The 19,868-nt window shown below is 69.1% G+C and carries 14 protein-coding genes; 9 read left to right on the plus strand and 5 right to left on the minus strand.

The window, feature by feature from the left end; genetic code table 11:
• Positions 1-146 precede the first annotated feature (146 nt).
• From recC to recD, 3 genes are read left to right on the plus strand one after another with little or no spacing between them, the layout of a single operon-like run.
• Positions 147-3,626 (plus strand): exodeoxyribonuclease V subunit gamma, encoded by a 3,480-nt coding sequence (gene recC, locus G542_RS0114810; protein WP_027824511.1) that lies wholly within the window; start codon positions 147-149, stop codon positions 3,624-3,626.
• A complete protein-coding gene (recB, locus tag G542_RS0114815; RefSeq protein ID WP_051190094.1) occupies positions 3,623-7,273 on the plus strand; it encodes an exodeoxyribonuclease V subunit beta in 3,651 nt (1,216 codons plus the stop codon). The genes recC and recB overlap by 4 nt, the downstream gene beginning before the upstream one ends.
• Positions 7,260-9,224: an exodeoxyribonuclease V subunit alpha gene (gene recD / locus G542_RS17235; RefSeq protein WP_034986104.1), complete on the plus strand. Its 1,965-nt coding sequence runs from the start codon at positions 7,260-7,262 to the stop codon at positions 9,222-9,224. Before recB ends, recD begins: the two co-directional genes overlap by 14 nt.
• Before the next feature lie 119 nt (positions 9,225-9,343).
• Here the strand turns inward: recD and G542_RS0114825 are convergent, their stop codons facing one another.
• From G542_RS0114825 to hutW, 5 genes are all read right to left on the minus strand, one after another.
• Positions 9,344-10,246, minus strand: a complete 903-nt coding sequence (locus G542_RS0114825; RefSeq protein ID WP_027824513.1) for a polysaccharide deacetylase family protein — start codon at positions 10,244-10,246, stop codon at positions 9,344-9,346.
• Positions 10,247-10,259: 13 nt separating this feature from the next.
• Positions 10,260-10,940: a ribulose-phosphate 3-epimerase gene (gene rpe, locus G542_RS0114830; protein ID WP_012696677.1), complete on the minus strand. Its 681-nt coding sequence runs from the start codon at positions 10,938-10,940 to the stop codon at positions 10,260-10,262.
• 87 nt (positions 10,941-11,027) lie between these two features.
• The gene (locus G542_RS0114835; protein ID WP_027824514.1) at positions 11,028-11,654 is read right to left on the minus strand and encodes an NAD(P)H-binding protein; all 627 of its coding nucleotides are present in this window, start codon (positions 11,652-11,654) and stop codon (positions 11,028-11,030) included.
• Positions 11,639-12,169, minus strand: a complete 531-nt coding sequence (hutX, locus tag G542_RS19375; protein WP_027824515.1) for a heme utilization cystosolic carrier protein HutX — start codon at positions 12,167-12,169, stop codon at positions 11,639-11,641. Before hutX ends, G542_RS0114835 begins: the two co-directional genes overlap by 16 nt.
• Positions 12,166-13,524: a heme anaerobic degradation radical SAM methyltransferase ChuW/HutW gene (gene hutW / locus G542_RS0114845; RefSeq protein ID WP_027824516.1), complete on the minus strand. Its 1,359-nt coding sequence runs from the start codon at positions 13,522-13,524 to the stop codon at positions 12,166-12,168. Before hutW ends, hutX begins: the two co-directional genes overlap by 4 nt.
• Before the next feature lie 171 nt (positions 13,525-13,695).
• On the opposite strand from hutW, the gene G542_RS18305 reads away from it, so the two are divergent.
• The 6 genes from G542_RS18305 to G542_RS0114875 all read left to right on the plus strand — a co-directional run bounded on the left by G542_RS18305 (position 13,696) and on the right by G542_RS0114875 (position 19,803).
• Positions 13,696-13,857, plus strand: coding sequence for a hemin uptake protein HemP (locus tag G542_RS18305; RefSeq protein WP_012696672.1), 162 nt, complete (start codon positions 13,696-13,698; stop codon positions 13,855-13,857).
• Positions 13,858-13,913: 56 nt separating this feature from the next.
• A complete protein-coding gene (locus G542_RS0114855) occupies positions 13,914-16,088 on the plus strand; it encodes a TonB-dependent hemoglobin/transferrin/lactoferrin family receptor (protein ID WP_027824517.1) in 2,175 nt (724 codons plus the stop codon).
• Between the two features lie 134 nt (positions 16,089-16,222).
• Complete coding sequence (locus G542_RS0114860; protein ID WP_027824518.1) at positions 16,223-17,269, plus strand: hemin-degrading factor; 1,047 nt, start codon at positions 16,223-16,225, stop codon at positions 17,267-17,269.
• Entirely contained in the window at positions 17,262-18,050 is a 789-nt protein-coding gene (locus tag G542_RS0114865; RefSeq protein ID WP_012696668.1) for a heme/hemin ABC transporter substrate-binding protein, read from the plus strand. Before G542_RS0114860 ends, G542_RS0114865 begins: the two co-directional genes overlap by 8 nt.
• Positions 18,051-19,022: a FecCD family ABC transporter permease gene (locus G542_RS0114870; protein WP_027824520.1), complete on the plus strand. Its 972-nt coding sequence runs from the start codon at positions 18,051-18,053 to the stop codon at positions 19,020-19,022.
• Entirely contained in the window at positions 19,015-19,803 is a 789-nt protein-coding gene (locus G542_RS0114875) for an ABC transporter ATP-binding protein (RefSeq protein ID WP_027824521.1), read from the plus strand. The genes G542_RS0114870 and G542_RS0114875 overlap by 8 nt, the downstream gene beginning before the upstream one ends.
• The last annotated feature ends 65 nt before the right edge of the window (positions 19,804-19,868 follow it).

A 19,868-nucleotide genomic window follows, 5' to 3' on the forward strand; every position in this document is an offset into this window, starting at 1 on the left:
TACCTGGCGCCAGTGGTTTTCCGTGACCTTTGTCGCGCTCGCGCCGCCCCACTCCCCCGCGAGCGGCGCGCCAGCCAAACCTGCCAGCGGACACCGGCTGCCGCGGCGTTTATCATCGGCAGTTTGTCCTTGCCCGCCCGCTGCCCATGACTGCCCTGACCGGCTTTACCATCCTGCATGCCAACCGCGCCGAAATGCTGCGCGACGTGATCCTGGCCTGGCTGGCCCGCGATCCCCTGTCCAGCCCGCTGGACGACGAGGTCTTTCTGGTACAGAGCCAGGGCATGGCGCAGTGGCTCAAGCACGCACTGGCCGAATCCCCGGCCGGCATTGCCGCCGCGCTGGATTTCCAGCTGCCGCAAGGCTTCCTGTGGCGCTGCTACCGGGCCGTGCTGGGCGAAGACAGCGTGCCGGCCCAGTCACCGTTCGACAAGGCGCCGCTCAGCTGGCGCCTGTACCGGGAGCTGCCGGCCTGGCTGCACGAGCCGGTATTCGCGCCGCTGGCACGTTTTGTCGAAGCCGATGCCGACCCGCGGCGCCTGTACCAGCTGGCCCACCAGCTGGCCGACCTCTACGACCAGTACCAGTCCTACCGGGCCGACTGGCTGACCGGCTGGGAAAACGGCCACGACGACATCACCCGCCACGGCCGTCCTGCCCCCCTGCCCGAAGGTGAACGCTGGCAGGCCGAGCTGTGGCGCCGGCTGGCCGGGCAGCTGGCCAGCGCCCGCCATACCCACCGGGCGGCAGTCCACCAGCGGTTTGTCGCGGCACTGCGCGAAGGCACGCCACCGCCGGGCAGCCTGCCGGAACGGGTGGTGGTGTTCGGCCTGTCGGCGCTGCCGCAGCAGACGCTGGAGGCACTGGACGCCATCAGCCGCCACAGTCACGTCCTGATGGCGGTCAACAATCCCTGCCGTTACTACTGGGGCGACATCGTCGAAGGCCGCGAATGGCTGCGCCGCCAGGCCGAACAGCGCCACCGCCGCCGCAGCGGCATGCCGGCCGCCCTCGACGACAGCACCCTGCACCTGCACGCCCATCCCCTGCTGGCATCGTGGGGGCGGCAGGGGCGCGACTTCATCGCCCTGCTGGCTGACTACGACCGCTGGCAAAGCGCGGCCGCCACGCATGCGCAGGACATCGACCTGTTCGACGAGGCCGTGCCCGCCGGGACCCTGCCGCTGCTGCAACAGGTCCAGCAGGCCGTGCTGGAACTGGAGCCCCTGCCGGCTGAACCGCACCGCCTGCCGCTGCCGGACCATTCAATTGCCTTTCATGTCGCCCACAGCCCGCTGCGCGAAGTGGAAATCCTGCACGACCAGCTGCTGGCCATGTTCGACGACCCCGAGCTGGCGCTGAAACCGCGCGACGTGATGGTGATGGTGCCGGACATCAGCAGCTACGCGCCCTTCATCCGGGCGGTCTTCGGCAAGCTGCCGCCCGACCATCCGCGCTTCATCCCGTTTGCCCTGTCCGACCAGTCGGCCGTCAGCACCGAACCCTTGCTGCGGGCCCTGCAACAGCTGCTGGACCTGCCCGCGCTGCGGCTGACCGTCAGCGAGGTACTGGAGCTGCTGGACGTGGCCGCCGTACGCCGGCGCTTCCGCCTGCGCGAAACCGACCTGCCGCTGCTGACCCGCTGGATCGAGGGCAGCGGCATCCGCTGGGGGCTGTCTGCCGCCCAGCGCGCCGAACTCGGCATGCCGGACGATTTTGACCAGAACAGCTGGCACTTCGGGCTGGATCGCATGCTGCTGGGCTATGCCTGCGGTGCCGGCGCCAGCTGGCAAGGCATGGCGCCATACGACGAAGTCGGCGGCATGGACGCCGCGCTGGCCGGCCAGCTGGCAGACCTGCTCTCCACGCTGGCGCACTGGCGGCAGTGCCTGCAAGAGCCCGCCACTCCGGCCGGCTGGCAGGCACGCATCGCTGACCTGGTCGAGGCCTGTCTCGACATCAAGGACGAGCACGACCTGCTGCTGTACGCCGGCATTGCCGACACGCTCGACAACTGGGTGGCCACGCTGGACGGCAACGGCCTCGCCGATACCCGCCTGCCGCTGGAGGTGGTCCGCGACGTGCTGCTTGGTCAACTGGCCGACACCAGCGTGTCGATGCGCTTTCTCGGCGGGGCGGTCAACTTCGGCACCCTGATGCCGATGCGCGCCATCCCGTTCAAGGTGATCTGCCTCCTGGGGCTCAACGACGGCGACTACCCGCGCAGCCAGAACCGCGCCGACTTTGACCTGATGGCGCAGGATTACCGCCCCGGCGACCGCTCGCGCCGCGACGACGACCGCTACCTGCTGCTCGAGGCCCTGCTGTCGGCCCGCCGTCGCCTCTATCTGAGCTGGGTGGGCAAAAGCCCGCGTGACAACCGTCCGCGGCCGCCTTCGGTGCTGGTCGAGCAACTGCGCGACTATCTGGCCACCGGCTGGCAGGCGGCGCCACTCGGAACGGAGCCGGCCACCACCGGCCTCCTCGCCGCCCTGACCACCGAACACCCGCTGCAACCGTTCAGCCCGCGCTATTTTTCCCGGGCGCCGGATGCCCGCCCGCAACCGGAGCAGCCGCCGCTCTTTACCTACGACAGCGACTGGCGCGCCATCCACGACGCAACCGATCCACCGGCCGAACCCGCCGCCGCACTGCCCCTGCCGCTGCCCGACTGGGACGGCCGGACCGACGCCGTCACGCTCGCACGCTTCCTGCGCCAGCCGGCCGCCACCTTCCTGCACGGCCGGCTGAAAGTCCGCTTTGGCGAACTCGACGAACTGGCCGAGGACGAACCGTTCGCGCTGGACCCGCTGGCCACGCACCAGCTCAAGTCCCGCCTGCTGGAAGCCGTGCGTGACGTGCCCGAGGCCGAAACCGGCCGGCACTGGCATGCCGCAGCCACCCGCCTGACCGAAGAAGGCGGCCTGCCGTTCGGTGCTGCCGGCGCCCAGCTGTTACAGGCCTGCCATGCGCCGGTCATGGCACTGCGCCAGAACTGGCACCGGCTGGATGACCTGACCGACCTGCCGCCACTGACACTGCCCCCGCTGCTGTTGCCGCTGGCCGGTGACCAGACCGCCACCCTGCTGGCCCACTGCGACGGCTTGCAGGCGGTGGCCGCCGACAGCCCGCCGCTGCGCCGCCGCGTCATGCGCACGGGCCGGCTGGCCGACAGCGCCGGGCGAGGAGCCGATACCCGCTGGATACCGCGCCTGCACACCCTGGTCGGTTTCTGGCCGGCCCACCTGGCCTTGCAGGCAGCCGGCCTCGCCATCCCCACCCTGATCGTCGGCGAAACCGTCACCCTGCAACTGGCACCGCTGCCGGCCGACGAAGCCCGCCACTGCCTCCAGGTGCTGGCCGGATACTGGCGGCAAGCCCACGGCGAGCCGCTGCCGCTGCCCTGCAAGACTGCCGGCGTCTGGCTGCAACAGCAGGACGCATCCGCGGCCCGCCAGGCTTACGAAGGCGGTTATCACAGCACCGGCGAGCGAGCAGAAAGCCCGGCGCTGGCCCGGCTCTTTCCGGCCTTCGAGGACCTGGACCTCGCCCGCCTCGACGCACTCGCCACCGACCTGTATGCCCCGCTGCTGGCCAGCGTCACCGTTCCGGAGTCTGCCGCATGAGCAACCTGATGCAGGCGCTCGACGCGCGCCGCTTTCCCCTGCACGGCCTGCGCCTGATCGAGGCCAGCGCCGGCACCGGCAAGACCTTTACCATCGCTGCCCTCTACCTGCGGCTGGTGCTGGGCGCCCGTTCGGAAGACGACGGGCTGGCTTACAACGCAGGCGGCCTGCTGCCGCCACAGATCCTGGTAGTGACGTTTACCGAAGCCGCCACCGAAGAACTGCGCGAACGCATCCGCAGCCGGCTGGTCGAAGCGGCCCGGGCCTTTCGCCAGAACGACAGTGACGACGCCTTCCTGCGCGGACTGCTGGACGACTATCCGGCCGGGCAGCGCGGCCGCCACGCGCACCAGCTGGAACTGGCCGCACAATGGATGGACGAAGCCGCCATTTTCACCATCCATGCCTACTGCCAGAAGATGCTGCGCACGCACGCCTTCGACAGCGGCAGCCTGTTCGAGCTGACGGTCAACACCGACGAAAGCGCACTGCGCGAGCAGGCCGTCAACGACTACTGGCGCCGGCATTTCTATCCGCTGCCGCGCGCGCGCCTGCTGCCCTTGCAGGCCATTGCCGCCAGCCCGGCCGAGCTGGGCCTCCTGGCCTTGCCGCTTTTGGGGCGGCTGCCGGCCGGACCGGCCGACTGGACGCCGGTCGAGGCCATCCTCGCCGCCCGCCGGGCGGAAAAAGCCGCCTGGCGCCAGCAGGGCTGGCTGGAAGAGCTGGCGCGCACGCTGACCGGCCTGCGCGAGAACAAAACCGTCAACGGCAACAAGGTGCGGGCCGATTCCTGCCAGAAATGGCTGGACGACCTGGCCGACTGGCTGGCACGCGACAGCGACGACCTGCCGCTGGCGGGCAAGCCGTTCGAAACGGCGCGCTGGCGCCTGACGCCGGCCGGTATCCTTGATGTCCTCAAGGCCGGCATGTCGTTCGATCCGCCGGAGCCGTTTTTTGCCGTCGAGCGGCTGTTGCAGCCGGCGCTGGCCGACACCAGCCTGCGCGCCGCCCTGCTGACCCACGCTACCCGCAGCATCGCCGCAGCGCTGGCCGCCGAAAAATCCCGCCGGGCGGAAATCGGCTTTGACGACATGATCCGCGGGCTGGCACAGGCGCTGGCACCGGACAGCCCGAACCGCGAGCGTCTGGCCCAGGCCCTGCGCCAGGCCTACCCGGTTGCCCTGATCGACGAATTCCAGGATACCGACCCGGCCCAGTACGCCATTTTCCGCACGCTGTACGCCGATGCCGGCCCGGAGGCGCGGCTGGGGCTGTTGATGATCGGCGATCCGAAGCAGGCGATCTACGCCTTTCGCGGCGCCGACATCTTCACCTATCTCGCCGCCCGTCACGATACCCGGCCGGAACAGCGCTACACCCTCGACACCAACTGGCGCTCGACCATGGCCATGGTCGGCGTGGTCAACCGGCTGTTCTGCGGTTCGCCCGAAGCCGGCACGGTATCGGAAACGGTATTCGGCCGGCCGGACATTCCCTTCCAGGCCGTGCGGGCCGCCGGCCGGAGCGAGCAGCTGGTGCAGGGCGGCATGCCCGTGCCGCCCCTGACGCTGGCCTGGCGCCAGGAAGCCGGCAACAAGGACGACTACCGCCAGGAGTTTGCCCGCCGGGCCGCCGAAGCCATCACCACCCTGCTCAACGACAGCGAAGCCGGCTTGCTGGCCGACGACGGCGGATTCGAGCCGCTGGCCCCGCGCGATATTGCCGTGCTGGTACGCGACTGGCAGGAAGCCGCCGCCATCCGCCGGGCCCTGGACCTGTGCAGCGTGCGGTCGGTATACCTGTCAGACAAGGATTCGGTCTTCGCCAGCCAGGAAGCGCAGGACCTGGTGCGCTGGCTGGACGCCGTGCTCTACGCCGAAGACAACGCCCGCCTGCGGCTGGCGCTGGCCACCGCCACGCTGGGCCTCGACTATGCCGGGCTGGACCGGCTGTTCAACGACGAACGTGAATGGGAACGCACCAGCGAGCGCTTCCGCAGCTACCGCCAGACCTGGCGCCAGCAGGGCGTGCTGCCGATGCTGCTGGCCCTGCTGCACGACTACCGGCTGCCGGCGCGCCTCCTTGCCCGCCGCGACGAAGACGGCGAACGGCAGCTCACCAACCTGCTGCATCTGGCCGAACGCCTGCAGGCCGACGCCGCCGGCATTGACGGTGAAGTCGGCGTGCTGCGGCACCTGGAGCGGCTGACCGAACAGCCGGATGCCGCGCAGGAAAGCGTGCTGCGGCTGGAAAGCGAAGATGCGCGCGTGCGCGTGGTCACGCTGCACAAGTCCAAAGGGCTGGAATACCCGCTGGTGTTCCTGCCGTTTCTCGCCGGTGGCCGCGCGCTACCGGACGGGCGCAACGGCATTTTCTGGCATGACGGGGACGGCCGGCTGCACGTCGACCTGACCGGCCAGGACGCCGACGGACTGGCCGCCATGCAGCGCGAAAGCGCGCAGGAGGACATGCGGCTTCTGTATGTCGCCCTGACGCGGGCGCGGCATGCGCTGTGGATCGGCCTCTCACCGCTGTCCGGCACCGGCGACCTGCTGGCCGGCAGCGCCATCGGCCGCCTGTTGCAGCTGGACAGCGATCCCGGACGCCTTGCCGGCCGCCTGCACGCGCTGGCGCAGGCGGGCAGCGACATCCGGCTGGATGACACGCCACCGGCTGATCCGCCGCCACGCTACTGCGACAGCACTCCGGCGCCGGTACTGTTTCCGGCCCGCCGGCTGACCCGCCGCATCGCCCGCCGCTGGCGCATCGCCAGTTACAGCGCCCTGCTGACCGGCCCGGCACAGGCCGGCACGCCGGCAGCCGAGGACAGCGCGGCAGCCAACCGCATCGACGACACGGCCATGCCCGACAGCCCGGTGCTGCCGATTGCCGGCCGCACCCTGGCCGGATTCTGGCGTGGTCCGCAGGCGGGGATTTTCCTGCACGGCCTGTTCGAATGGGCGGCACAGCAGGGCTTTGGCCGCACCTGCGAGCTGGCTGCCGAACGCCGCGACCTGCTGGCACGCCGCTGCCAGCGCCGGGAACTGGCAGGCTGGATCGACTTTTTTGACGGCTGGCTGCCGTGGGTGCTGACCCGGCCGCTGCCGCTGAATGATGCTTCGCCGGTGACGCTGGCGGCCCTGCCGCCCCGGTCGGCACGGGCCGAAACCGAATTCTGGCTCGGCAACCCGCAACTGGCGACCACGGCACTGGATGCGGCCGTGTCTGTCGCCGTCTGGCCCGGTCATGCCCGCCCGGCGCTGCTGCCGCAGTCGCTGCAAGGACTGTTCAAGGGCTTCATCGATCTGGTGTTCGAGCACGAAGGCCGTTTTTACGTGCTCGACTACAAGTCCAACTGGCTGGGCGACACGCCCGGCAGCTACCACCCCGACGCCCTGCGCGACGAGATGCTGGCGCACCGCTACGAGTTGCAGGGCATGCTGTACCTCCTGGCCCTGCACCGCCTGCTGCGCGCGCGACTCGGTGCGGACTACGATCCGGCCACCCGGCTGGGCGGCTTTGTCTGCTGGTTCCTGCGCGGCACCGACGGCCCCGGTGCCGGCATCGTGCACCTGCCCGCCGACCTGGCCCTGCTGGACCGGCTCGACCACCTGTTTGCCTGCGAGACGCCCGATGCTGACGCCTGATTCCCTGTTTGCCGTACTGGACACCCTGGTCGGGACTCGCCGCCTGCGTCCGCTGGACCGGGCGCTGGCCCGCTTTCTGGCCGGACACGTACCGGACACCCCGCCGGCCGTCCTGCTGGCCACCGTACTGGCCAGCCACCAGCTGGGGCGCGGCCATCCGGCGCTGGACCTGGCCGCCGTCCATGCCGACCCGGCCGCCACGCTGGGCTGGGCCGACGATGGCGATACGCCGGACCTGACGGCCTTGCCGGTATTTGCCGGGCCGCTGTCCGGCTGGCTGGCGCAGCTCGAAAGTGCCGCCTGTATCGACCGGCCGCCGGCCGACAGCGGTGCGCCGCTGGTGCTGGCCGGCCACAACCTGTACCTGCGCCGCTACTGGCAGTGCGAGGAAACCGTGGCGGAGGCCATCCGCGCCCGCCTGCCGCAGCGCCTGGCGGTGCCGGACGACCTGTCCGTCCGGCTGGACCGGCTGCTGGCCGACATGCGTGATGCCGACGAAGCGGCCCGCCGCCAGACCCACTGGCAGTCGGTGGCGGTGGCACTGGCGGCCCGGCTGGGGTTCTGCATCATTTCCGGCGGTCCGGGCACCGGCAAGACCACCACGGTGGTCCGCCTGCTGGGCCTGTTGCAGGGACTGACGCTGGATGCCGGCAGGACGCCGCTCGCAATCCGGCTGGCTGCCCCCACCGGCAAGGCGGCGGCCCGCTTGCAGGATTCGATCCGCCAGGCGGTGGCCCGGCTTGACCCGGCCGTCCGCGAGCATGTCCCCGCCGAGGTGTCGACCCTGCACCGGCTGCTGGGCCCGCTGCCGGACAGCCGGCATTTCCGTCACCATGCCGGCCAGCCGCTGCCGCTGGACGTGCTGGTGATCGACGAAGCCTCGATGATCGACCTTGAAATGATGGCCGCGGTGCTCTCGGCCCTGCCGGCCCATGCCCGGCTGATCCTGCTGGGCGACAAGGACCAGCTGGCTTCGGTCGAGGCCGGTGCCGTGCTGGGCAGCCTGTGCGCCGGCAGCCGGGTGGATGTGCAGGATCCGGCGCAATGGGCCGGCAGCCACGAAATGGCAGCCTGGCTGGGCGCGGCCAGCGGCTATGCGGTCAAGGCCGACGGCCTGCCAGCCGGAGCGCTGACCGACCATGTGGTGGTATTGAAAAAGAGCCACCGCTTCGGGGACGACAGCGGCATCGGCGAGCTGGCCCGCGCGGTGAACGACGGCGATGCCTCGCGGGCGGCCACCGTGTGGCCGCGTCACGCCGACAGCATCGCCCGGCTGGAGCCGGCTTCCCGCTGCATCGAACAGCTGGCGCTACAGGGCCGCAGCAGTGGCAGCCCGGCAGGCTGGCAGGCCGCCAGTTACCGCGCCTATCTGGAAATCATGGCCGCCGGCGACCAGGGCGATCCCGACGGCTGGGCGCGCCAGGTGCTGGAGGCGTTCAACCGCTTCCGGGTGCTGTGTGCCCTGCGCCAGGGCGAGGAAGGCGTCAGCGGCGTCAATGCCGCCATCGAGGCCAGCCTGCGCACAGCCGGGCTGCTGCCGGCCGGTCGCAGCGAATGGTATGCCGGCCGCCCGGTGATGGTGCTGAAAAACGATTACGGACTCGGGCTGATGAACGGCGACACCGGCATTGCCCTGCCGATGCCCGACGCCACGCTGCGCGTGTGCTTTGCCCTGCCCGACGGCCGGGTACGCCAGGTATTGCCCAGCCGGCTGACCGACGTGGAAAGCGCGTTTGCCATGACGGTCCACAAGTCACAGGGATCGGAATTCAGCCACACCGTCTTGCTGCTGCCGCAGCACGACAGCCCGATCCTGACCCGCGAGCTGGTGTATACCGGCATCACCCGCGCCCGTGACCGGCTGACACTGGTGGGCAGTGCCGACATTTTCCGGCGTGCCGTCAGCCGCCGCACCGTCCGCCACAGCGGACTGGCCCAGCGGCTGGGCTAGAGCATCCGCAGGATGCCGGCTCCGGGTTCCCCCGGCCGGCATCGGCCGAAACGGCCCGTATTGCCTGCCGGGGCCAGGCGCACCGGCCTGATGAAGTCCGGACTCCTGTTGCGGACAGTTCAGCCGGCAAACGCCGGATCGCCCTGCTGGGTGCGCTCGCCCGGACGCCGGGGCCAGGCCTCCCACTTGAGGTTGCAGCGCGGCAGGCTGTCCATGTCGAGGCTGGCGGCCAGTTCGCCGAGACTGACAAGCTGCCAGCCCTGCTCTTGCCAGCCGGCCAGCAGGGCTTCAAACACGGCGGCAAACGCACCGCCTTCGCGCTCGGCCGCCAGGGTGTAGACGTGGCAGCCGCCGGCCGGCACGCGCGCACTGAGGCCGAGCAGGCGCTCGGCAGCATGGGCTTCGTCATTGCCGATGTCGGCCAGCACTTCGTCCAGCGTCGGCAGCGTGGTCGGCAACTGCGGCACGGCCACGATTTCGGCGTGATGCACCGGGATGAACGGCCGTGAGCCACGGGTATCACTGGCCCAGGCAAAGCCCTGCTGTTGCAGTTCGCGCATGGCCGGCCAGTTGATGCGCCAGCCCGGCGAGGCAATGCCGGCTGCCGGCTGGCCGGTCAGCTGGCTGAAAGCCGTGCGGGCGTGTTCCAGCGTCTTGCGCGACCACTCGGCCTCGCCGGTCAGGGCTTCCTGCCGCCAGGCGGCCTGATCCCAGGCAGCCAGCGCCAGCTCGAAACCGGCAGCCTGCAACTGCTGGCAGACCTGGCGCCCGGCGCGGCCGGGCTGGCGGCCGAGCCACCAGCGACCCGCCATCCGGGTGCTCCACGGCAGCTGGCGGCGCAGCTTGAAGCTGTCCTTGGCCAGCCATTCGGCCGCCGGCACCCGGCCGGCCCGGTCCGGGCCGACATTGAGGCAGAACGTGGCACTGGCGCCGGCAGCGGCCAGCAGTTCCGCCAGCTTCGGCACGCCATGCAGCAGTCCGTGGCGGGTATGGACGTCGACCTTGAGGGCAAGGAGCGGCATCGGCGGGATTCCTTCAGGCAACCTGGGCCAGTTCGGCGCGCATGGCATCGATCACGGCGCGGTAGTCGGGTTGTCCGTAGATGGCCGAACCGGCCACGAAGGTATCGGCACCGGCTTCGGCCACGGCACGGATGTTGCCGGCCTTGATGCCGCCGTCGACTTCCAGCCAGATTTCGCCACCGTGTACGGCAGTCCAGGCATCAATGCGCTGGCGCGCGGCCCGGATCTTGTTGAGTGCTTCGGGGATGAACGACTGGCCGCCGAAACCGGGGTTGACCGACATGATCAAGATCATGTCGATCTTGTCCATGACGTGATCCAGATAACTCAGCGACGTGGCCGGGTTGAACACCAGGCCGGCCTTGCAGCCGTGTTCCTTGATCAGCCCGAGGCTGCGGTCGATGTGCTCGCTGGCTTCCGGGTGAAAGGTGATCAGGTTGGCCCCGGCCTTGGCAAACATCGGAATCAGGCTGTCGACCGGCTTGACCATCAGGTGCACGTCGATCGGCGCGCTGGTATGCGGCCGGATGGCCTCGCACACCATCGGTCCGATGGTCAGGTTGGGAACGTAGTGGTTGTCCATGACATCGAAGTGGATGATGTCGGCGCCGGCGGCGACCACATCACGGACTTCTTCGCCCAGACGGGCAAAATCGGCAGACAGGATACTGGGGGCAATACGGAAGTTGCGCATGGCAAAACGCGGCCGGAGTTTCACGAAGGCGGCGATTTTACGCCAAGCCCGCGGCACGGGCTTGGCATTTTGGTGGCAATGGCCGGCTCAGGCCGCCGAGATGCAACGCACTTGGCGCACGCCTTCACCAGTCAGCAGCAAATCGAGCAGTGCCGCAGCCAGGTCGGCCCGCGCCAGATAGCTGCCGCTGCCGTCCGCACCGTCATGCCAGCGCCAGCTGCCAGTGGCTGCGGCATGGCTGAGTCCGCCCGGACGCAGCAGCGTCCAGGCCAGCGGCGACGCCTGCCAGCGGGTTTCGGCCAGGTTCTTGGCGCGGATAGCGTCCCCCAGCGCGGCCCGGGCAGCAGGCGACAGCTGCGGATACAGCTCGCCGCAGCCAAAGCTCGTCACCAGCAGCGCGCGCTCGATGCCAGGCACGGCTTCGGCCGCCCCGATCACGTTCAGGTTGCCGGCGGCATCGATGCGCCGGCCATCGGCCGACTTGCCGCCCAGCGTACTGACCAGCCAGCGCGGGCGGGCGGCTTCGATGGCCGCGCAGCAGTCGGCCTCCGAAAACGCATCGCCCGACAGCACGGTGACGCCCAGCTCGCGCAGGGCTTCGGCCGGGCTGTCGGGCCGCACCATGGCGGCCACCGACAGGCCGTGGCGACGGGCCACCCCGGCCAGCAACCAGCCGCTGTTGCGGGTGGCGCCGAAGATCAGCAGGTCGTGCATGGCGGCTCCGTGGCAGCGGCCATCCGGGCCGGCAGGGCGCGCAGGGCTGCGAGCTGGTCAGCGCGCAACTGACCTTCGGCATCCCGGCCGACAAAAATCTTGAACATGATGTCGCCGGCGTGATTGGCGAACAGCAGGCTGGCCGTGGCCTTGTTCATGAACGGCCGCTCGACGGCGTAAACGGCAGCGCAGCGCTCGGGACGCAGGTGGCCGTGCAGGCCGCCGGTGCTCTTGAGGTTGTAAAAGCCGTGGCCGCTTTCGCCGGCCGGAAAGGCACCGCCGATCTCGAAAATGCCGTCGGCGGTATGGATGATGGTGGTGACCTCGCCCCAGCCGGCCACCAGCTGCAACACGTCGGTCATCCGCTCGCCGGCCATCTTGTGCCAGCAGCCGGCGGGCAGGCATTCAATCAGTTCGGCCAGCGTGGCTTCACCGGCTTCGGCCAGGGTTTCCAGGATGATGCCGGGGTTTCTGGCCAGGCGTTCTTGCAGGGCGGAACGGTGTTCGGGAGTCATGCAGCTTCCTTTCTTTTCATCATGTGCATCATGGCATGCGGGGGCATGGTGTCTGCGGAGGGCGGAATCATGGTGTCCACCACGGCGCGGGTCAGGGTCGGCCCCCAGAAGCGGCCGGCCGGTGTCAGTTGCCAGCCGGTGCCGGCTGGCTCCGGAGTGACGAGGCCGGCGTCCTGCCAGCGCGCCAGCGATCCGGCCAGCTGCTCGGGGTGCGGCAGTACGGCCGGATCAAGCCGGCCGGCTTCCACGTCGCCTTGCAGGCGGCTGACCCAGCCGTGGTGTTCGCCCAGCCGGGCCAGCCGGGCCAGCGGCTTGCTGCCGGTGCTACCGATATAGCCCGCCACGTCCGGCTCGACGGCATAGCTCAGTCCGGCATGGTTGCCGCCGGCACCGGCGCCGAACGCCAGGCAGGTGGCACCGGACTTGATCGCCCGGTTGTAGTGGTTGCGCTCGCCCCGTCCCGGTGCGCCAAAGTGGCTGTTGGACAACTGTTCCCAACCGGCGGCAGTGAAAGCCTGATGAGCGAGGCCGTACTGGGCAGCCACCTCGGCTAGGCCCGGTGCCGGCGGCAAGGCGCCTTTTTCGATCATGCGGTTGACCGGCAGGTGCGGATAGAGGTTGAAGGCGTAGACATCGATGCCGGACAGGCCCAGCGACAGGGCGGTATCGAGGTCTTGCTGCCAGACGGCCTCCGTCTGGCCGGGCAAACCGAAAATCAGGTCGGTCACCACCACGGCCTGGCTATGGCGGGCCAGCCACGCCAGATAAGCGGCCGCCTCGTCTCCGGCGTGCTTGCGCCCGAGACGGTGCCGGATGGCGCTGTCGAAGGTCTGCACACCGATGGAAAACCGGTTGGCGCCTGCCGCCAGGCAGGCATCCACCTTGCCGGCGTCAAAATGCGACATGCGCCCTTCGACGGTGATTTCACAATCCGGCGACAGCGGCAGGCAGCGGCGCAGGGTCTGCAACAGGCGCGTCAGCTGGCCGGCCGGCAGCAAGGTGGGCGTACCGCCGCCCAGATACACTGCCGCGATGCTGCCGCCGGCCGGCCGGCGGGCGGCTTCGGCTTCGATGTCGGCCACCAGCCGGTCCACATACTGCTCCGCCAGGCCGGCATTCCAGCCGTTGCGGTAAAAGCCGCAAAAGACGCAGTGGTTGGCGCAAAAGGGGATGTGGACATACACCAGCGCCCGCTCGGGCAGCGGGGTGGCGGCAATCGTGTTCCAGGCTGCGGGCCAGGATTCGGGCGGCAGCACGGCCTGCCCCCACATGGGCATCAGGGCCCGGCGGCTGGCAAACGGCAGGGGGGCAGCGGCAGGCGGGCCGGCATGGCAGGCCGGGGATGAAGCAGCCATCGCATCTCCAGAAAAAACAGGTCAGTCGGATGGCTGGCGATGGCTGGCTGAGGCAAAAGATAGTCGAGAACCGATCTCATCTGCAACAAAAATCGTTTCATGACAAAGAGTTGAAAAATTCACAACCTGATCTCTTGTCGAGCAAGTTGAGAACCATTATCATCTTTTCGCATGAATACCGCGCCCTTTCCATCCCTCATGCCGCCACAGCTTCCCGTGGTCCTGCACAGCCAGCAGCTGTTCCGTGACCGGCGGGAAATCCTGATCGAACACGCCGGAGAAACCTACCGCCTGCGCCTGACCAGCAACAACAAACTCATCCTGACCAAGTAATCCCCGCCAGCCAGCCTCATGCCAGCCAGCGAAAACCCGATTCCCGTGGAGTTTTCATGGCTGTTCCCCGTCTTGCCCCGCTTGTCCTGAGTCTTGCCGCCGCTTTCCCGGCACTTGCAGAAGAACTGCCCAGCCTCGAGGCCGTCGAAGTCACCGCCCACCGCACCGACAAAAGCCTCGCCCAGACCGCACCCAACGCCGTGGTCATCTCGCGCCACAAGCTTGACGCCACCCTGGCCGAAGACATGGCCGATGCCGTCAAGTACGAGCCCGGCGTCGACGTTGCCAGTGACCCGGCCCGGCGCGGCAATGCCGGCTATACCATCCGTGGCATCGACGGCAACCGCATCCTGATGCTGGTTGACGGCATCCGCCTGCCCGATGCCTACGCCGGCGGCGGCAACACCAACGGCTTTGTCTCCGGCCGCGACTACATCGACCTCGACAGCCTGCGCGCCATCGACATCGTCAAGGGGCCGTTTTCCAGCCTGTACGGCTCGGACGCCATCGGCGGCGTGGTGGGCTACCGCACGCTGGAAGTCGACGACATCGTCATGCCGGACGAGCGCTTTGGCGGCGGCATCAAGGTTTTCGGTGCCAGCGCCGACCAGTCGGCCGGCCTGACTGCCAGGCTCGGCGTCAAGGGCGACACGGCCGATGCCATGCTGCTGGTAACCCGGCGGAACGGCCATGAAACCGGCAACCAGGGTCACAACGACACCCGGGACACCAGCCGTACCACGCCCAACCCGCAGGACTGGAGCAGCGACAACGTGCTGGCAAAGGTCGGCTTTGCCCCGGCTGCCAACCAGCGGCTGGAACTGGTGTTCGACCACTACCGCCGCCAGACCGACACCGACGTGATCAGCTCGCAAAGCAGCAGCATCACCCGGATGCTGGCCAACGACACCGTCCGGCGCGACCGCCTGTCGCTCGGCTGGCAGGCCCGCGAGCTGGGCATCTTCGACAAGGTGGCACTCAAGCTCTACACCCAGAAACTCGACAACAGCGATGACAGCACCGAATGGCGCAGCAACGGCGCCCGCCGCCTGTCCGACTACGGTTTCAGGCAGACCAGCCACGGGCTGACCTTCGACGCCCGCCACCAGCTCGACCGGGGCGGACTGGTCCACCAGCTGGTCTGGGGCGTGGATGCCAGCCGCACCGACACCAGCCGGCCACGCGACAAGGTGGAAATCCGTGCCAACGGCAGCACCAGCCATGTCGTGGCCGGCGAAACCTATCCGAGCAAGACCTTCCCCGACAACACCTCGGACCGGCTGGGCCTGTTCGTGCAGGACGAAATCCGGTTCGCCAACGGCATCGTCGCCTCGCCGAGCCTGCGCTGGGACTACTACCGGATGCGTGCAGAAGTCGACCAGGCCTATCTCAACGCCAATCCGGCCGGCGGCGTGCCTTCGTTCAGCGATAGCGCCTTCTCGCCCAAATTCGGTCTGTCCATCCCGTTTGCCGGTCACTACACCGGTTTCGTACAGCTTTCCACCGGCTTCCGGGCACCACCGTTTGACGACGCCAACATGGTCTACGCCAACCAGACCTACGGTTACGAAGTCATCGCCAACCCCAACCTCAGGTCAGAAACCAGCCAGGGCATCGAGCTGGGCCTGAAGGGCGCGTGGGACCACCTTGATTTCGGCATCACGGCCTACGCCAACCGCTACCGCGACTTCATCGAGCTGGTCGAACTGACCGGCGACAGCAACGGCAACGGCATCGGCAGTCCGGCCCGTCCCGGCAGCTTCGAGTCGCAATACCAGAACATCGGCCGCGTCACCATCCACGGGCTGGAAGCCAAAAGCACCTGGAGGCTGGCACCGGGCTGGCGCCTGACGGGCTCGCTGGCATGGGCCCAGGGCAACAACCAGACCGATGACCGGCCGCTGGATTCGGTAGCCCCGTTCACCGCCGTCGCCGGCCTGCGTTACGACAGCCAGGACTGGGGGGCCGAAGCCTTCGTCAAGGCCGTGTCGCAAAAGAAACGCGTCAGCAACGACAGCACCTTCAAGGTACCCGGCTACGCCACGCTGGACCTGACCGCCTACTGGAGCCCGGTCCGCAACCACATGCTGCGTGTCGGCGTCTTCAACGTCTTCGACCGCACCTACTGGAACGCCGCCGACGTACGCGGCCTCGCCACCACCGATCGCGTCCTGGCGCGCTTTACCCGGCCCGGGCGCAACGTCAGCGCCAGTTACGAACTAACGTTCTGATCAGCACCCGGCCGGCGTGCACGGCCCCGCGGCCACCCGGCGCATGCCGGTGCAGGTCACCCCGCACAGGTGCCATGCACCGGCAGCAAACCCGCTTTCCGACCATCACCACAACAATGCCAAGGATGAACTGCATGGACCAACCCACCCTCGCCCTGCTCGACCGGTTTCGCGCCTTGCAGGCCGGCACGCCCGGCCTGCGCGCCCGCGATGCGGCCCGCCAGCTCGGGGTCAGCGAATGCGAACTCGTGTTTGCCAATCCGGCCGCCCGGCGCCTGGCCGACGATAACTGGAGCACCCTGCTCCAGTCCGTCGCCAGTCTGGGCCCGGTCATGGCACTGGCCCGCAACGAGGCCTGCGTGCACGAACTCACCGGCGACTACCGCCACGTCCAGATCGAAGGCAAGGTCGGACTCGCCATCAACCCGATCGTCGACCTGCGCTTTTTCCTGTTCCACTGGCGCTACGCCTTTGCGCTGGAAGAATCCACCCCGCGCGGCACCCGGCGCTCGCTACAGTTCTTCGACCGCTACGGACAGGCCATCCAGAAGGTGTACCTGACCGCCGAAAGCGACGTGGCGGCATTTGAAGCCCTGCGCGACCGCTTCGCCATCGACAAGGGCGAAGCGGCATTCGACACCCGCCCGGCGCCGGAACCCGAACAACCCGACAGCGCCATCGACGCCGCCGCCTTCCAGGCTGACTGGCTGGCCCTCAAGGACGTGCACGAATTCCACCCGCTGCTCAAGCAGTACGGGCTGACCCGCCCGCAGGCCTTCCGGCTGGCGCCGGCCGGCCAGGCCTGGCGCGTGCGGGCCGACGCGGTGGAAACCCTGCTGCGCCGTGCGGCCGCCACCGGCCTGCCGGTCATGGTGTTTGCCGGCAACGGCAGCATCATCCAGATTCACACCGGCCCGGTGAAAGAGATCAGGACCGTCGGCGACTGGCTCAACGTCCTCGACCCGCAGTTCAACCTGCACCTGCGTACCAATGACATCGCCGAAGCCTGGGTTACGCACAAGCCCGGCGACAACGGCGTGGTGACGTCGCTCGAGCTTTTCAACGATGCCGGCGAATCCATCGTCACCTTCTTTGGCGAACGCAAGCCCGGCCGGCCCGAACGCCCCGAGTGGCGCCAGCTGGTGTGCGAACTGGCCCCCGAGGAGGCGGACCATGCCTAAGTCCGGCTGGCTCGGCCTCCTTGCCCTGACACTGGCCGCCCCGCTGTGGGCTGCCGAACGGGTGGTGGTGGTCACGTCCGACGTGTCCGACATCGTGGTGGCACTGGGTGCGGCAGGTGAAGTGGTCGGCCGCGACCGCTCCAGCCGCGCACCGGAGCTGGCCCACGCGCCGGAAATCGGGTTTTCGCGCTCGCTGTCGGCCGAAACCATCGCCCGCCGCCAGCCCACGCTGGTACTCGGTAGCGCAGCCGCCCAGCCGCCAACGGTCTGGGAACAGCTGGAACGGCTGCGCGTGCGCGCCGTGGAAGTCTCGGTGCGCGAGGATGGCAGCGACTTTGGCTCCGCCATCCGCAAGGTCGGCGAGCTGGTCGGCCGTCCGGCCGCCGCCGAGGCGCTGGCCCGCGACTGGCAGACCCGCATGGCACCGCGGCCGGCCACCGGCAAACGCTATCTGGTCAGCTACGACGGCACGCTGGTCTCCGGCGCCGGCACGCCGGCCGATACGCTGATCCGCGCTGCCGGCGGCATCAATGCCGCAGCCGGACTCAACGGCAACAAACCGTTATCACGCGAGGCATGGCAGGCGCTGCGGCCGGACGTGATCATCCTCGCCAGCCACAATGCCGCCGTGCATGGCGGTGCCAAAGCGTTTGCCCGACGCCCGGACATCCAGGCCACACCGGCCGGCCGCAACGGCCGGGTGATCGAAATGACGGCCAGGGACGCCATGATGATCGGCCTGCACAGCCCGGCCGTGGTCGAGACCTTGCGGGGGTTGTAAATGCGGGATGTTTCCGTTTCCGGCCGCCGCCCGGTGCTGCCGGGCCTCCTGGTGGTCAGTGTGGTGCTGCCCCTGCTGGCGCTGGCCGCCGGTGGCGATGCGCTGCGCTGGCCGGACTTTTCCGATCCGCTGGTCAGCAGCCTGCGCGTACCGCGCATTCTGGCTGCACTGGCCGTCGGGGCGGCGCTGGCCGCCAGCGGCGCGGCCTTGCAGGCACTGTTCCGCAATCCGCTGGCCGACCCGGGCCTGATCGGCACCTCCAGCGGTGCCGCCCTCGCCGTGGTCACGGTACTGGCCATCGGGGCCGGTGGCTGGTCGCTGCCGCTGGCCGCCTTTGCCGGTGGCCTGCTGGCTACGTGGCTGATCCTGCTGCTGGCCCGGCTGGTGCGTGGCGGGCTGGCGGGGCTGTTGCTGATGGGGCTGGTGGCGGGAGCGTTCTGCGGCGCCATCATGAGCCTCGTCATGTTCCTGTCCGACGACCTGACGCTGCGCTCGGCCACCTCGTGGCTGGCCGGCAACCTGTCTTCGGCCACGCCGGAGCGGCTGGCGATGTGCCTGACGGTGATGGCCGCCGGCATCCTGCTGCTGCTGGGCATCGGCCGTGACCTCGACTGCCTGCTGCTGGGCGAGGATGCCGCCCGTTCGCTGGGCATTGACGTCCGCCGTACCCGCAGGCTGGCCGCCATTGGCGCGGCACTGGCCACCGGCGGCGCCGTGACGCTGTCAGGGGTGATCGGCTTTGTCGGCATGATGATTCCCAACATGCTGGCGGTGCTGGTCGGGGGCTGCCGCCGCCGGCTGATCGCCCTGTCGGCCTGGGCCGGCGCACTGTTCTTGCTGGCGGTGGACACGCTGGCACGCAACCTGGTGTGGCCGCTGGACCTGCCGGTGGGGCTGATGGCGGCCTTTGCCGGCCCGCCGTTTTTTATCTGGCTGTATCGCCGCCAGCAAAGGAACCTGATCGATGGCTGACATTCCGGCATTTGCGGTCAGCAACCTGACCGTCGCCATCGGACGCAAGACTGTCCTGCACGATGTCTCGCTGACACTGCCGGCCGGCCGCCTGTCGGCCCTGCTCGGCCCCAACGGCGCGGGCAAGACCACGCTGCTGCGCCAGCTGGCCGGCCTGTCGCCCGCCCGCTCGGGCACGGTGCACTGCCAAGGCCGGCCGCTGGCCGGACTCAGCGGCTGCCAGCGCGCCCGGCAGGTGGCCTATGTGCCGCAGCATGTTCCGGCCGGCCTGCCGCTGACCGTGCGCGAATTCGTCGCCCTCGGCCGGGTGCCGCATCTGGGGCCGTTTTCCCGCCTGACCGGCAGCGACCGGCAAGCGGTGGAAACCGCCATCGAAACCGTGGAACTGGTGTCCGATGCCGGCAAGCGGCTGGATGCCCTGTCGGGCGGCGAACGCCAGCGGGCGGCGATTGCCCGGGCGCTGGCGCAGGAAGCGCCGGTGCTGCTGCTGGACGAACCGACCAATCACCTGGACCTGCGCCACCAGCACCGCTTGCAGACCCTGCTGGCCAGCCTGTGCCGGCAGGGCAAGACCGTGGTGGAGGTGCTGCACGACCTGACGCTGGCCGCCAATTACGCCGACCACGCGGCCCTGTTTGCCGACGGCCGGCTAGTGGCAGCCGGTGCACCGCCCGCAGTGCTGCAAGCCGACACGCTGTCGCAGGTCTACCGCTGGCCTGTCCGCCTGCATGCCCACGAAGGACGCTGGCTGGTGGATACACCGGCCGCCCTGCCCGCCTGATGGCCTGCTGTGCCGGTGTGGCCCGGGCTCCGTACACGACCGGCCTTGTCACCCTGAACGGAACC

It is taken from the genome of Laribacter hongkongensis DSM 14985, assembly GCF_000423285.1.
GTDB classification, from domain to species: Bacteria; Pseudomonadota; Gammaproteobacteria; order Burkholderiales; family Aquaspirillaceae; genus Laribacter; species Laribacter hongkongensis.